Origin of the sequence: Streptomyces sp. NPDC059443, from assembly GCF_042750105.1 — a bacterium.
Lineage (GTDB): Bacteria > Actinomycetota > Actinomycetes > Streptomycetales > Streptomycetaceae > Streptomyces.
In genome coordinates this window covers 1-13,098 of the sequence record NZ_JBHYVM010000020.1, presented here as the reverse complement: position 1 = coordinate 13,098, position 13,098 = coordinate 1, and the positions used below count along the sequence as shown (strand labels likewise).

13 protein-coding genes and 3 pseudogenes are annotated in these 13,098 nt (G+C 66.5%); 11 read left to right on the top strand and 5 right to left on the bottom strand.

Features of this window, described 5'->3' with window-relative positions:
• Nucleotides 1-237: 237 nt before the first annotated feature.
• The 6 genes from ACFXDJ_RS20155 (at nucleotide 238) to ACFXDJ_RS20130 (ending at nucleotide 4,643) form a co-directional block, all read left to right on the top strand.
• Nucleotides 238-564, top strand: a complete 327-nt coding sequence (locus ACFXDJ_RS20155; protein ID WP_384656629.1) for a hypothetical protein — start codon at nucleotides 238-240, stop codon at nucleotides 562-564.
• Nucleotides 565-656: 92 nt separating this feature from the next.
• Entirely contained in the window at nucleotides 657-1,940 is a 1,284-nt protein-coding gene (locus ACFXDJ_RS20150; protein ID WP_384656631.1) for a hypothetical protein, read from the top strand.
• Nucleotides 1,941-2,028: 88 nt separating this feature from the next.
• Nucleotides 2,029-3,402: an MFS transporter gene (locus tag ACFXDJ_RS20145; protein WP_384656634.1), complete on the top strand. Its 1,374-nt coding sequence runs from the start codon at nucleotides 2,029-2,031 to the stop codon at nucleotides 3,400-3,402.
• The gene (locus ACFXDJ_RS20140) at nucleotides 3,386-3,886 is read left to right on the top strand and encodes a tetratricopeptide repeat protein (RefSeq protein ID WP_384656636.1); all 501 of its coding nucleotides are present in this window, start codon (nucleotides 3,386-3,388) and stop codon (nucleotides 3,884-3,886) included. Before ACFXDJ_RS20145 ends, ACFXDJ_RS20140 begins: the two co-directional genes overlap by 17 nt.
• 205 nt (nucleotides 3,887-4,091) lie before the next feature.
• Nucleotides 4,092-4,283, top strand: coding sequence for a hypothetical protein (locus ACFXDJ_RS20135; protein WP_384849834.1), 192 nt, complete (start codon nucleotides 4,092-4,094; stop codon nucleotides 4,281-4,283).
• Nucleotides 4,284-4,316: 33 nt separating this feature from the next.
• A complete protein-coding gene (locus ACFXDJ_RS20130) occupies nucleotides 4,317-4,643 on the top strand; it encodes a hypothetical protein (RefSeq protein ID WP_384656641.1) in 327 nt (108 codons plus the stop codon).
• Nucleotides 4,644-4,696: 53 nt separating this feature from the next.
• Here the strand turns inward: ACFXDJ_RS20130 and ACFXDJ_RS20125 are convergent, their stop codons facing one another.
• Nucleotides 4,697-6,001 (bottom strand): MFS transporter, encoded by a 1,305-nt coding sequence (locus tag ACFXDJ_RS20125; protein ID WP_384656644.1) that lies wholly within the window; start codon nucleotides 5,999-6,001, stop codon nucleotides 4,697-4,699.
• Nucleotides 6,002-6,055: 54 nt separating this feature from the next.
• Nucleotides 6,056-6,673 carry a winged helix-turn-helix domain-containing protein gene (locus ACFXDJ_RS20120; RefSeq protein WP_384656647.1) on the bottom strand — a complete coding sequence of 206 codons (618 nt, stop codon included), beginning with the start codon at nucleotides 6,671-6,673 and terminating at the stop codon, nucleotides 6,056-6,058.
• 159 nt (nucleotides 6,674-6,832) lie between these two features.
• Between ACFXDJ_RS20120 and ACFXDJ_RS20115 the strand changes: the two genes are divergently transcribed.
• Nucleotides 6,833-7,324, top strand: coding sequence for a hypothetical protein (locus ACFXDJ_RS20115; RefSeq protein WP_384656649.1), 492 nt, complete (start codon nucleotides 6,833-6,835; stop codon nucleotides 7,322-7,324).
• 534 nt (nucleotides 7,325-7,858) lie between these two features.
• Here ACFXDJ_RS20115 and ACFXDJ_RS20110 read toward each other — a convergent pair.
• Together ACFXDJ_RS20110 and ACFXDJ_RS20105 are read right to left on the bottom strand one after the other, a co-directional pair.
• Nucleotides 7,859-8,248 carry a hypothetical protein gene (locus tag ACFXDJ_RS20110; RefSeq protein WP_384656652.1) on the bottom strand — a complete coding sequence of 130 codons (390 nt, stop codon included), beginning with the start codon at nucleotides 8,246-8,248 and terminating at the stop codon, nucleotides 7,859-7,861.
• A 434-nt stretch (nucleotides 8,249-8,682) separates the two neighbouring features.
• Nucleotides 8,683-9,087 carry a type II toxin-antitoxin system PemK/MazF family toxin gene (locus ACFXDJ_RS20105; RefSeq protein WP_384656655.1) on the bottom strand — a complete coding sequence of 135 codons (405 nt, stop codon included), beginning with the start codon at nucleotides 9,085-9,087 and terminating at the stop codon, nucleotides 8,683-8,685.
• A gap of 308 nt (nucleotides 9,088-9,395) precedes the next feature.
• On the opposite strand from ACFXDJ_RS20105, the pseudogene ACFXDJ_RS20100 reads away from it, so the two are divergent.
• Together ACFXDJ_RS20100 and ACFXDJ_RS20095 are read left to right on the top strand one after the other, a co-directional pair.
• Nucleotides 9,396-9,596, top strand: a pseudogene (locus ACFXDJ_RS20100) (transposase); the annotation flags it as partial.
• 79 nt (nucleotides 9,597-9,675) lie between these two features.
• Nucleotides 9,676-9,777 (top strand): annotated as a pseudogene (locus tag ACFXDJ_RS20095) (hypothetical protein); the annotation flags it as partial.
• A 263-nt stretch (nucleotides 9,778-10,040) separates the two neighbouring features.
• Here ACFXDJ_RS20095 and ACFXDJ_RS20090 read toward each other — a convergent pair.
• Nucleotides 10,041-10,346, bottom strand: a complete 306-nt coding sequence (locus ACFXDJ_RS20090; protein WP_384849832.1) for a hypothetical protein — start codon at nucleotides 10,344-10,346, stop codon at nucleotides 10,041-10,043.
• Nucleotides 10,347-10,504: 158 nt separating this feature from the next.
• Between ACFXDJ_RS20090 and ACFXDJ_RS20085 the strand changes: the two genes are divergently transcribed.
• Together ACFXDJ_RS20085 and ACFXDJ_RS20080 are read left to right on the top strand one after the other, a co-directional pair.
• Nucleotides 10,505-10,990 carry a hypothetical protein gene (locus ACFXDJ_RS20085; RefSeq protein WP_384656657.1) on the top strand — a complete coding sequence of 162 codons (486 nt, stop codon included), beginning with the start codon at nucleotides 10,505-10,507 and terminating at the stop codon, nucleotides 10,988-10,990.
• A 29-nt stretch (nucleotides 10,991-11,019) separates the two neighbouring features.
• Nucleotides 11,020-11,787, top strand: a pseudogene (locus ACFXDJ_RS20080) (transposase).
• Nucleotides 11,788-13,098: the final 1,311 nt, after the last annotated feature.

Here is a 13,098-nt window from a genome sequence, read left to right as displayed (position 1 = left end):
TTTCCTGTGGATGACGTGCTTCGCGGCAGTTGGGCCAAACCCGCCGATAAACCGCGACGCCGGGGAACAGGGGACCGCGTCCGGGTCCGGACAGTCCGCTTTAGTACAGGTCGAAGCGCTGGCCGGCCCTCGGCGTCGCGGGGCAGAGTCATTCCTGTCAGCGGCTCACCGCTCCGGAATTCAGGTTCCGGAACTTGCGGTGGACCGGTCGGGAAAAGGACTTCTGGAGGAAATTCCATGACCAACGACGCGAAGCAGATGATGGCGGCCCTTTATGCCAAGGGCGCGGAGTTCGACGCCGACTGGAGCGGTGTCGGCGAGGAGACGCTGACGCGTCTGCGTGAGGCGTACGAGTCGGGTGACGCGGCGCTGCAGTCCGTTCTGACCAACCTGGCCTTCTCGAAGTTCTCGAGCCCGGACCAGGCCACCCGGCTCGCCGCGTCCCTCGGGGGCATCAAGCAGGCGCTCGTCGCCAGCATCTTCGACGAGCTGCCGACCACCTCGATCGAGGACCTGCGCGCCGCTGCCGAGGCTGCGGGCTTCGAGGTCGAGGTTCTGGTCTGAGCAGGATGCACTTGATCAATCCGGTACCCCGGGCCGTCCTGGCCCGGGGAACCGGATCGGGTGCGATACGTCGAGAAGGAGGAGTGGGACTCATGAATGATGCTTTTGCGATCCAGGGGCTCGAATGGCGGGAGAACTGGCGGATTGAGAATGGGAACGACTCCTACGTCGTGCCGTTCCCGACCCTGCGTCCGGCCAGCCTGGTGTTCCACGGGGAGAGCGAGTTCACCTACGGTCACTACGGGATCCACCTGGGGCAGGCCGATGTCCTGACCTTCATGGGCCCCAGTGAAGGCACCACGATCACCGGCCACTTCATCGACTGCCGTGCGGGTTCGCCGACCGCCGGGATGCGGGAGAGCCGGGTCTGGTCGCCCACGTCGGCCCGGGCGCTGTACATCCCCAATGGCGTGGCGCACACGTTCGACGGACTTGAGCGCGTGAACACCATCAACACCTACGAACTGTTCCTTCCGTCGCCGCGGGACTGGGTCCACGGCGATCTGGACTGGCAGCCCGACGCGGACATCATCAATCTTCCGCTGGACGTCGCGGACCGGGACCTGCCGTACTTCGTCCCCAACAGCCACCCGGCCGGCGAGGCCTGGTACGACATCGTCGCCGCTCAGCAACGCGCGGCCATCCCCCAGATGTCCCTTGAGTTTCCGATGACCAGGGACATGCGACTGTCCGACGGCTCCGTTCGGCGGGTCGAGCTGCGACGGCGGCTGCGGCGTTCGACGAAGCCGAACTGGGATCCCTTCCCCGGGGTGTTCGGGGTCGGCTGGGTGCGCCATCCCGTGATCCCCAGCGGGGAGGAGTCAGGATTCTCCGTCCTGGTGGACCGGTACCCGCTCTACTTCATCGACCACGGCGAGACCGGGTACAGCAACGACGCCTACGGGATTCACCTCGGGCAGGAAGACCGGCTGACCTTCGTCGGCCCCAAAGAGCAGATCGTGACGCTCCGGCTGGTCGACAGCAGGCCCGAATCACCCACCTACGGGGCGGACACCAGCTTCACCTTCTCCCCGGACCCCGAGCGTTACCTGCTGCTGCCCCCGGGGGTCGGGCACGCCTTCGAGCACATCGAGAAGGTCTACACCATCAACCGCCCCCGGACCCTCCTGCCCGCTGATGGCACGGAGTACCGCCCGGGCAATGACGTGGTCGACTGGCCCGTCGAGAAGCGTCCGATCCCGACCCTGCACCCGAACTCCGTCCCCGCCGGGCGCGACTACTACGAGGCCAGGGTCGCCGACCAGCAGCAACTGAGGCGGAGCCCGGTCACCCACTCCACCCCCGCGGTGTTGCTGACACGGGACGCGAACGGCCGCGAGATCCGGGTGGCGCTGCGGAAGAAGGCCGCGGCCTAGGTCGTCAGCGGGCCCCGGGTGGCGAGGCGCACGTCCCCTCGCCACCCGGGCTTTCGCCTCCACAACTCTCAGTCATCGCGGAGTGAAGATGGATACACCGCCCCCGGACACCGATCGGCGTCCGAGCCTGTGGCGAAACCGGGCGTTCCTGTTCTTGTGGGGAGGCCAGTCGGTCAGCGTCCTGGGATCGACCGTCTCAGGGATCATCATCCCCGTCTATGCCGTGCTCGCCCTGCACGTCTCCACGTTCGAGATGAGCCTGCTGGCGGCCGCCGGAACCCTTCCGTACATGCTCGTCGGGCTGATGGCGGGAACCGTCGTCGACCGGTATCCCAGGCGCCTGCTCATGTTCTGGTGCGACGTGGTACGAGCACTCGCGCTCGCCTCGATCCCCTTCACCATGCTGCTGTCCGGTACCCCAACGGTCGCCCAGCTCCTGGCCGTCGCACTGACAGTGGGGCTCATGACGGTGTTCTTCGACGTCGCCTACTCCAGCTATCTGCCCACCCTGGTGGACAACGAACAGCTGATCGACGGCAACGGGAAGCTGTCCACGACGGAGTCCGTCGCCGAGTCGGTGGGGCCGGGTCTGGCGGGCATGCTCATCACGGTGCTCGGCAGGGCCGGCGCCATCCTGTTCGACGTCGCCACCTATGTGCTCAGCTGCCTGTCGCTCGCACTGATCAAGACCCCGGACGAGGTCATCGAAAAGCGTGCCCTGCCCAAGCCGCGGCAGATCATCCGCGAGGTGTCCGAGGGCGCCTCGTACGTTGCACGCAATCCGATCCTGCGCAAGCTGGCCCAGTTCGCGGTGACGGCCAACCTCTTCTGCGCGGCCTACGGCTCGCTGGAGATCGTGTTCCTCAACCGCGACCTGCACGCCCAGGCCTGGATGATCGGAGCGGCGGCAGCGATAGGCAGCACCGGAGGCGTACTGGGCGGCCTGGCCGCAGCGCCGCTCGGACGCCGCATCGGGTCCGCACGCGCCACGTGGCTGCCGCTCTTCGCGGTCGGCTGGCTCGTTCTGCTGATCCCCCTGGCACAGCCGGGATGGGGGTTCATCCTCGTGGGCCTGGGAACCGCCGGAAACACGGCCTCCATCGTCCTGTACGGGACCGGCGCGGTGAGCTACCGCCAGGCAATCTGCCCGCCGGACCTCCTGAGCCGGGTCACCGCCTCCCAACGCTGGCTCGCCTGGTGCTCGATGCCGGCCGGAGCACTGCTCGGGGGTTTGCTCGGCACCGTCGCCGGACTGCGCGCCGGAATCTCGATCGCGGTGCTCGGCTGCTTCCTCGCCGGCCTGTGGATCTTCTTCTCCCCGCTGAGGGGGCTGCGCGACCTTCCGTCGTCACCGAGCGGGGCGGAAGGCGCAGTGAACGCTCACAGCCCGGATGATCCGTCTGCTACGTTCGACCGCGAAATACTCGTTGCTTCAGGAAGTGGCCATGAATCGTCCGATTGATCTGGATCGTGAAATGCGCGCGGCGATCGAACTCCGGGACACCGAACAGTTCGAGCAGTCATGCACCCAATTCCAGAACTTGGTACGTCGCTTTCCCGACCATGCCGAACTGAACTTTCAGGCCGCGTGGTCGCACGACCGCGCGGGTCTCCAGAAAGTGGCCTGCGGCTACTACGAGCAGGCACTGAAGCTCCCGGACCTCTCCAAGGAGGACCGCCAGGAAGCCATGCTGGGGCTCGGGAGTACCTACCGGGTCCTAGGGCGGCACGAGGAGTCCGTGGCGATCCTGGAACAGGCCGTGCGGGAATTCTCCGAGACCGCGGCCCTGCGGGCGTTCCTGGCGATCTCGTATTTTTCGGCGGGATTTCAGGAGAAAGCGCTCGGCGTGCTGTTGAACGTCCTGGCCGACACGAGCTCCGACCCGTCGGTCGGTGAGTATCTGCGGCCCATCAGGCAATATGCGGACGAGTTCCTGGCGGGCTGAATTCCCGTACCCTCCGCGCGGGTTTGGCCGGACGGCGTGTCCGGCTCCGGACATTCCTCTTCCGTCCAATCCTCAGGCCTGCTCGGGCCGGGCTGCCATGGGTAACTTCTTCCTTGCGGCCGGTTCTCGGACTCAAAACTCCTGATGGTTCGGGCGCGATAAGACATCTGCCTGTCCGAGCCAGTTACCGAAGGTGAGCCCTCCCGTGCAGAAGATTGCTCGTCATCTCCTCATACCCCTGGCGCTTGCTCTCGGCCTCGGCCTCGGCCTCGGCCTCGGCCTCGGCCTCGGAACCGCAGCCGCACCGTCGGCCGGAGTCCATCACGCGAACGTCGCCGACGCTGGTTCCTCCGCCGTGCCGGCCACCTCGCCCGACGACCTGTCCTGGGGTGGCTGACCCTCACCCCATCAAGGGAGGGAAGCAAGAGCGGTGTACCTCGCCATTGTCACTCTGGTCCCCGGCGCCGAGCCGCCCGAGGAGCCCGTCGATGCACAGGTGCTCATAGACGCGCTGTGGACCGTGGTCCTGCCGGCCGACCGCATCGAGCACATCTGTGCCGCCACCGCTCCCGACCTCATCGAGTTGGGCTTCTACCTCCAGGCGGACAATCGCTTGGAGGCCGATCTGGCGGCACAGTCCATCGGCGACGGGGCGTGCCGGACCGCCCCGCTCCTTCGCCACTGGCGACCCGTCCCAGGACACCCCCGACCGCCACCGAACGCGGAGAAGGCTGCCCGACGACATCAACGACCTTGAATTCCACCGACTACGTCACCCATGAAGCGGGAACCCGGGCCCCGGCCGCGGGCTCATCGCGACTCCGTCTCGGGCGCCGCGTCGAGGGCGGCGGTGCGGACCGTGCGGTTGGTGTAGGCGATGGCGGTGGTGAGCAGGACCGCTGCGCTGCTGGTGATGAACGCGGTGCTGAGTCCGACGAGGCCGGTGAGAGCGCCGAAGGCGGTGAAGGAGACGGGGGTCAGGCCGAGCGCGGAGAACGTGGTGAGCGCCATGACACGTCCGAGGTAAGCGGCTTCCGTACGTGCTTGGACGAGGCCGAACAGCAGCGCGCTGGCCGGGCCGGTGGTGAATCCGAGGAGACCCGCCACCGCGGCGGTCACGGACAGGGAGTCGAAGGCCGGCAGGGCCGCGGTACACAGGGCGCAGGCGGCGACCCAGCGCAGGCCCGCGGCCGCCGGGGCTTTCGGCATGGACCGGCGTGCCGCCTGTAGGAGGGCTCCGGCGATCGCCCCGCCGGCGAAGGCCATGACGATCGTGGAGAACCCGGTGGCTTCCCAGCCCCGGTCCGCTGCCAGCAGGGCGATGCCGACGTTGACGGGCGCCGCGATGGAGAGGTTGAGCATGGTGACCACCAGCAGGATCCGCCCCACCACCGGATCGCGGGCGACGTAGGCCAGCCCCGACCGCACGGAGGCCCAGGTGCCCTCCTCCCGACTCCCCTCGGTTGCCGTGCGGGCAGCGGGGATGTGCCGGGCGAGGGTCCGCAGGACGAGCAGCGCGCCGCCGAAAAGAACAACATTGACGGCGGTGGCCGCGGCCAGTCCGCCGTAGGCGACGACGAAGCCGCCGACCGGTGCGCCGACGACGGAGGCGGTGCGCTCCAGGGTCTGCACGGCGCCTTGGCCCTTGGCCAGATCCCGCTTGGCCAGCAGGTGCGCGGGCAGGGACGCGACGGCCGGCATGTGGGCGGCGTCCAGCGCGCCGAAGAGGACCGCGATGGTGATCAGCAGCCACAAGGCGGACTCGCCGGCCAGGAACAGCGCGACAGCCCCGCCCGCCATCACGGACAGCCGCAACACCTGACTGCCGAGCGCGACTCTCAAGGGCCCGTGACGATCGGAGACACTACCCCCCACCAGAAGAAGCACGGCCCGGGGCACCGACGCACAGGCCATGACGGCCGAAGTCTGCAGCGGACTGCCCAGCCGACTGGCGGCCCACCCCAGCGCGACGAACCAGATCTGATCGCCGATCAGAGACAGCCCGAACCCGCCGAGGAACCGCGGAAACAGCCGCCCACCCCCGACGCCCGTCGCAGCGGCCGTCCCGCCTATGGAACCGGCGTACGGGGCATCGGACGCCGAAGGCGTGGTCATCAGACTCCTTAACAAAGGGCCATCCTTACTGGGCGGGCGACGCCGCCGCGGCGATCAGGCGTCCAGCACGTTGCCGCTGCCGCTGCCGACGAAGGGAAAGGCGTGCAAAAAGAGGAAGACGTGCTCACGCCCGATGTCCTCGGCCGAGGCCTCCCTGACGGCGCGCGACTTCTTGCCCCACTTCTCCAGGACGCTGTCGATCTCCGCACTCAGTTCCCTCAGTTCATCGGAGGTAAGGCTCAGCAGGGAGTCGGTACTCACGGAGGCCTTCGCCCATTCGGGCCCGAACCGTTCCACGCCGCCGTTCTGCCACTGCTGGAGGCGGGAGAGCTGGCGGCCGGTCTGAACCCGCACCGCGGCCGCGACCGCCTCCCTGCCACCGGGACTGTCGCTGAAGTCCGCAAGGGAGAACCGCACTCCACCGGGGACCGCACGCCACCACCGTTCGCGGCTGTCGGATCCCTGATTCTCCGCTTCCTCGACGTAGCCGTACTCAGCCAACTGCCGCAGGTGGTAACTGAGCGAGCCGGGCGCGATCGGCACGGTCTTGGACAGCCGAGCCCCCGTCGCGGGCCCGTCGGCGATCAGCGCCTCGTAAAGACGGAGGCGGATGGGATGGGTGATGACCCTCAGCACTCGTGGGTCCGTGACCGGCTTCGTCTGTCGCTCCACACCAACCACCCTACCCAGATCCACAAAAATATTTGTGCATCTCAAGGAAACCCGACTGCACAAAACAACGGCCCTCGCCGCTCCGCACGATCAGAACCCCTTCCCCAAGCCAACCCCTGACCCCGGTTGGTCCGGTCCAGTGGTGCGTAGGGTGGCGTTGTGACGGATACCGAGGCCACGGGCTATGACTGTCTTTCGTCTCGTCTGGTTTCGGAGAGCGAGTGGCGGGCGTTCCTGCTGGATTGTTTCGAGACCGCCGAGTGTCAGTTGTTCGTGGGGCATGACGACCGAGTCGTCGAGGAGTTGCGGGACATCCCGCAGGACGTGGTGTTCTCCGTGTTCTGCACGTACCGGCAGGTCCTCGGTCACTTCGCCATGGGCTTTAGCGTCAGCATTGAGGGTTGGCTGGCTGACCGAGTCGGTCGTCGGGAGTTCGCTGAACGGTTCGCCGCCCACTTCGATGCGTACGTGCTGTACGGCGACACCGAGCCACCGGGATTGTGGACGGTGATCCTGGCGGATGGTCAACGCCTTCGCGCGGCGATGGACGAGGGAGATGACCGCTACGTGCTCTACGCGGCGACAGCGCCGGTGCCGGCTCTATCTGACATCCGCGTGGACGAGGGCCTGTGGCTGATGCGCGACGTGTGATTTGCAGCGGTGGGTGGTTACCGGTGTTCGGGGCAGTGCCTGGATTCGTACCGCCGGTCGAGGTGTTCGTGGGCTTGAGCGTCGCCTGGCCGCGCACCTGGCCCGCCTCGGGAGCGACACCTAGGCCCGTCCGCCACCAAGATGGGCCGCGCCGGCTCCGGCCGAAGCCGCCGTTCCCACGCACCGGCAGCAGGCCGCACCGGCCAAGGGCGCGGGGCGTACGCGGTGACGGGGGCGGCTCCCGCCCCCGGACGCCGGGGCTGCCGGGCGCACGTGGGCGGACCTTACTGTTGTACCTCGGATCGCTGCAGTGGATCCGTTCCTGTGTCTATCCGGGATCCAGAATGAATCACGGCGGAGATCGGGTGGGGTGGCTGAGCCGACGCCCTCTACATCTCCTGATCCCGCTGCCGGGAGCCGGGATCTTCGGGCGGGCCACTCCGAGGCCCGCCCGCCGGGTGAAGGGCTGCAGACTTCGGAATCAACGCGGCCCAGCCCGTGGGGCCAGTCGGGGTGCAGTGATCACGTACACGTTCAGTGCTGCGCGTCCTTCGAGCAGTGCGCAGCTTTCACCTTGAGCGTATCCATCATTTTGTCAATCGTTTCAAGCGGGACTCCCGGGAGGTCCTGCTTGGCCCGGTTCTCAATATTCGCAAGAATCTTCTTCTTTTCCTCATCGCTCTTCTTCCCAGGCGTTGAGTGCGAGATCTGTTCATCGACGATTTCCGTCAGCTTCTTCAGCTGGTCATCACTCAGGTGAAAATCCTTATTTTCAGCTACGAGTTCCTTGTTGACACAGGCAGTAAACTTAGCCCTTTTTGATGCTACGTCGTCGGCCTGCGCGGGAGTGCTCAGGGCGATGCTGGGCATAGCGACCGTTGCGATAGTCAGCGCCGAGGTGAGCAGCCAGCTAGATTTCATCATGGACTCCGTTAAGGGCTGAAGGGATCGATCCGAAATGGCATTCGATACAGAGTCAGGACAGGGCCTCCTTTGGGCCGCAGGCCAGTGTCGCCCTGTTCTTTTGAGCGTGGCGTTCTGAGTTCCCAGCCAGCTTACCCAGGGTTATAACTGATGCAGCAGTCTGGAAAACGTTTGACCAGAAAGAAAATTCGAACGTGTTACCCCAGAGGCGGTGTTCCCCTCTGCGCCCCGCTGGACTCCTGCGTGTTCTTCACCGGACCCAGTCGTACGCCTAGTCCTCGCATCCGGCGGCGCGGTCGTCGTCGAGCAGCGACTAGTACTCCAGCCGTAGATGGTGATCTCGGTGGTGAGGGGCGTCGAGGTGGCAGGTGGCCAGCGTCGATCATCTCGCCCGAGATCGCCCACTCCGTCGCGGGCGTCGGCTCCTTCTCCGTCTACCCGAGTTCACCGAGACGGAGGGCATCCCTTATCTCGCTGAGCTTCGCGGTCGTGGCCGGGGTCCGCTCCTGCGCTTGTTCAGCGAGTCGGAGGGCGTCGTCTATCTCGCTGAGCTTCACGGAGGACAGGACGGCCGCCCGCTCTATCAGGTCGTCCCGGGACACAGTGGTCAGCCACGTGCACGGGGTGAAGCCTGGACGCGGGAACGCGAGCCGCAGCACGCCTTCGAACGGCAGTCCTTCACCGGCGCCGACCGTCACTTCGATGCCCAGACCGCTGATGTCGACGCCCGCCGGAGCGACGACCTGCATCACCCGGATCCCGGACGTCTCGTCTCCCGACAGCAGTACGACCAACCTCCGCTCGTCGAACTGGACCCACCAGACTTCGCCACGTTGCACAAGTCCTCCAGACACATGACGGCAGGCAGACGCTGGGCGACCCTGGCGTGCTGTGAAGACTCGAAGATCATGCGGTGGCCGCAGGTCACAGGGTAGACCCTGCCCGCTGGCAGGAGGGGTTCGAGGGCCTGATGGCCCGGATCGCGGGCCGGTTCGCACGGGTCGAACCCTGACGTCGGGTCGGGCGGTTGGTGCTCGGGCTGCTGTCGGACCTGCCGCGCAAGAACTGCTGGACCATCACAGAGTGGGCCGGAGAGAGCACCCCGGACGGCATGCAGCACCTGCTCGGGTAGGCCAAGTGGGACGCCGACCAGGTCCGCGACGACGTGTGGGCCTACGTGGTGGAGCATCTGCGGGACGACCAGGCGGTTCTGGTGGTCGACGAGACCGGCGACGTGAAGAAGGGCACCGACACCGTCGGTGTCCAGCGCCAGTACACCGGCACCGCGGGCAGGATCGGCCGCCGCGGACACGCCGCGGTAGACCGGGAACTGTACGTTCCGCGTTCCGCGTTCCTGGACCTCGGACCCCGACCGCTGCCGGGCCGCCGGACTCGGCGACGAGACCGAATGCGCGACCAAACCGCAGCTTGCCGCCCGCACGGTCACCCGATTCCTGGACGCCGGCCACCGGGCCGCCTGGCTCGCGGGAGACGAGGTCTACGGCGGCACCCCGACGCTACGCGCCGCGCTGGAAGAACGCGGCACCGGCTACGTCCTCGCGGTGGCCTGCTCGCACGAAGTCACCACAGGCGCCGGGAAGTTCCGCGCGGACACGCTGGCCAGGAAGGTGCCCAAGAGGGCCTGGCACAAGCTGTCCGCAGGGAGCGGAGCCAAGGGCCACCGCTTCTATGACTGGGCCGTCATCGACCTCACCGAAGACCCCCGGCCCGGGAGCCGGCAGTTGCTGATCCGCGGCAACCGCAGCACCGGCGAACTCGCCTACTACCGCTGCTACTCGCCGGCCGCCGCAGTGCCGCTAACCACCCTGGTGCGCGTCGCTGGATCAAGGTGGCGGGTCGAGGAGTTTTCCAGTTCGGCAAGGGCCTGGCGGCCTTGGAGAAGCACCAGGTCCGCCGCTACCCGTCCTGGTCCCGCCGGGTCACCCTGGCCATGCTTGCGCACGCCTTCCTCGCCGTCGTCCGGGCGAACGAACACGACCGCGATCCCGTACCAGACGCCCTCATACCGCTCACCTGCAACGAGATCCAACGGCTGTTCATCACGCTCGTCATCCGGCCCGCCTTTGACCCGGTCCACGGGCTCGGCTGGTCCGACTGGCGACGCCGCCACCAGGCCCGATCCCAGACCAGCCACTACCGGCGGCAAGCTGCTCGAACGTGTCCCGTAACTACTCCTGCGTAAGCGGTCTATGGGAAGCCCGGCTCTCTCAATCGGCGAGTTGAGATACTCCGATCATGGGATCTTGGGGAACTTTGGGGCCTGCGTTGCTGTCTCTGGGGGGTGTTGCGCTCGGCGCGGGTGGGTCGCTGTTCGGCCAGTACCTGGTGTCGCGGGTGAGTACTCGGCAGTTCCAGATGCAGGAGTCGGCTGCCCACCGCGCGGAGCTGAAGACCGTGATCCTTAAGTTCCTGAGCATTGCGTCGCAGGTGGAGAAGGCCGCGCTCACACGCCCAGTGGTGGAAGCCGCAGTCGACGCTGTACTTGGGCAGCTCGTCGATGACCTGTGGCTCGCGCAAGCAGAGATCGACCTGGCGGCCAGGAGCGAACCCCTGCGGGGCGCTACGTATCGTTATGCGGCCCGCCTCGCTGAGGTGGCCTGGGGCGAGTTGGCCGATGCGTCGGCGCTGCGCGGGTCGCAGGTGCAGTTCATGGACGCTGCCTATGACGACCTGTGGCCTGGCCGGCGACGCGCGGCCCGAGGTTCCCTCACGCCTCAGTGAGACGGGACAGTCGGTGAGACGATCCTGCCGTGGCTGGTGTGATCACGGGGTCTGAGCCGTCCTGGATAGCCCCGTTCACCGGGCTGAGCCCGCGCTGCTTTGGGAAGTTGCTGACCGCGCTGCGCCGTGAGGGTGCGGACGTGGTACGGCGGGGCCGACCGTGGGGCCTGCCCTTGGAGGACCGGGTACTGCTGGTTGCGGCGTACTGGCGCACGAACTTGACTCTGCGCCAGCTCGCCCTGTTGTTGGGCGCCTTGAAGTCCGCGGCCGACCGGTTCATCGATCAGCTCGGCCCGCTCCTCGCGCTGCAGCCCAGGCGGTGATTCGCAAAGGACACGGTGCTCATCGTGGACGGCATGCTGGTAGCCACCCGCGACCACATGGTCGCCGAACAGTCTGAGAATTATCGGTACTCCACCAACCGTCAGGTTGTCATCGATGCCGACACCCAGCGCGTCGTGGTGGTCGGCGAGCCCCTGCCGGGCAACCGCAATGACTGCAAGGCATGGGGTGAATCCGGCGCCGAGGCCGCTGTCGGCAGGACGATGTCGATCGCCGACGGTGGCTATCCAGGTACGGGGCTCGTCATGCCTCACCGTCGCCGCAAAGGCGAAGAGCTGTCCGAGTGGAAACAGGCCCACAATAAGTCCCACAAGTAGGTCCGGGCTCGCGTCGAGCACGTCTTCGCCCGCATGAAGACCTGGAAGATCCTCTGCGACTGCCGCCTCAAAGGCGACGGCGTCCACCACGCCATGCTCGGCATCGCTCGCCTGCACAACCTCAACCTCGCCGGATAGAAGAGCGGGTCACACAGCGAACGGCCGCGTCCACGTCGGCCCCTAGATCATTTACGGGACAGCCCTCGGGTACCCGGAGCGAAGGGGAGGGTTTACCGCCGAAGGCGGTCTCTGGCGCGAAGCGCTGGAGTTCCTCTCCCAAGCGCGTAGCGCTTGGGTACCTGTCTGAGCACGCAGTGCTCAGAACCCGGAGCGAAGCGGAGGGCCCCTGCCCGCACTGCCGCCAGGACTCCGATTTGCTGTCCAAGTCCGGTTCTGGGTTAACGGCGAGGACCTGGTTAAAGGAGTGGTCGGCGAAGGTGGCCGCGGACCGTATGCAACGGATGTACTGCCGGCCGACGACTCCAGTCCCCTTCGGGCGACCAGCGAAGCTCGCCGCCTGGAGCTGGGCGAACGCGAGTGCACCGGTGGCTGCTGTGGCTTCCTTACCGTGGTCGTGCAGCGGTTTGGGGAGATCGTTCAGTGGTCAGATTGGGAAGTCCCATGGGAGGGCCACAGGATCATGCCCTACCCACCACCTGAGCTCCACTTCGACGCTAGTCAGTACGACTCTGAAGTAGCTCGCGCTGAGGCGGACCGTTGGTGGCAGGTTTACTCGTAACCCAACGTCGCGTGCCTTTGCGGTCGCAGGTTCTTACTAAACCGGTGTCCTTGCGTAACCGACAACGCTATTCAAAATTAGGTGTTGTCGAAACGGGTGAACATCCCGGTCATCCTGCGACCGCCAACCACTTTCCGAACGAGCCTAGAAGTACTGGCCTATCTCATGAACACGGCTATGCAGTGGGTTTCTCCCAAGCCTGTAGTTCTTGGGTACCTGGAGTAGCAGTCTGAAGCTCTCGCAGCAAAGAGCTACCCCAGAGCGCCGGCGTCCGGCTGCGAAGTAGCCTCGCCGAGCACAGCGTGGCGGTTCCCTTGGTCGAGTCCTCCGAGCATATTCAGTTCTGAGCGGGTAGCGCTCGGGTACTCGGAGCGAAGGGGAGGGTTTACCGCTGAAGGCGGTCTCCAGCTCGTAGCGCTGGAGTTCCGTTCCCAAGCACGTAGTGCTTGGGAACCCGTCTGAGCACTCAATATTCAAAACCTCGAAGCGAAGGGCCGGGGTCTGCCTTCTCAGTGCCAAGCGCCGGGTTCTCCATTCCCAAGCGCGCAGCGCTTGGGAACCCGTCTGAGCACGCAGTGCTCAGAACCCGGAGCGAAGCGGAGGGCCCCTGCCCGAAGGGCAGGCTATGGCTCGGAGCGCAGCGGAGAGCCGGGCCCGAAGGGCCCCGGCCGAGCGCAGCGAGGCCGTTCAGTCCTGAGCGCGCAGCGCTC

Excerpts from the sequence above, each read along its gene's own strand:
- ACFXDJ_RS20155 (WP_384656629.1), top strand. The coding sequence starts at position 238 with ATGACCAACGACGCGAAGCAGATGATGGCGGCCCTTTATGCCAAGGGC.
- ACFXDJ_RS20150 (WP_384656631.1), top strand. The coding sequence starts at position 657 with ATGAATGATGCTTTTGCGATCCAGGGGCTCGAATGGCGGGAGAACTGG.
- ACFXDJ_RS20145 (WP_384656634.1), top strand. The coding sequence starts at position 2,029 with ATGGATACACCGCCCCCGGACACCGATCGGCGTCCGAGCCTGTGGCGA.
- ACFXDJ_RS20140 (WP_384656636.1), top strand. The coding sequence starts at position 3,386 with ATGAATCGTCCGATTGATCTGGATCGTGAAATGCGCGCGGCGATCGAA.
- ACFXDJ_RS20125 (WP_384656644.1), bottom strand. The coding sequence starts at position 6,001 with ATGACCACGCCTTCGGCGTCCGATGCCCCGTACGCCGGTTCCATAGGC.
- ACFXDJ_RS20110 (WP_384656652.1), bottom strand. The coding sequence starts at position 8,248 with ATGATGAAATCTAGCTGGCTGCTCACCTCGGCGCTGACTATCGCAACG.
- ACFXDJ_RS20085 (WP_384656657.1), top strand. The coding sequence starts at position 10,505 with ATGGGATCTTGGGGAACTTTGGGGCCTGCGTTGCTGTCTCTGGGGGGT.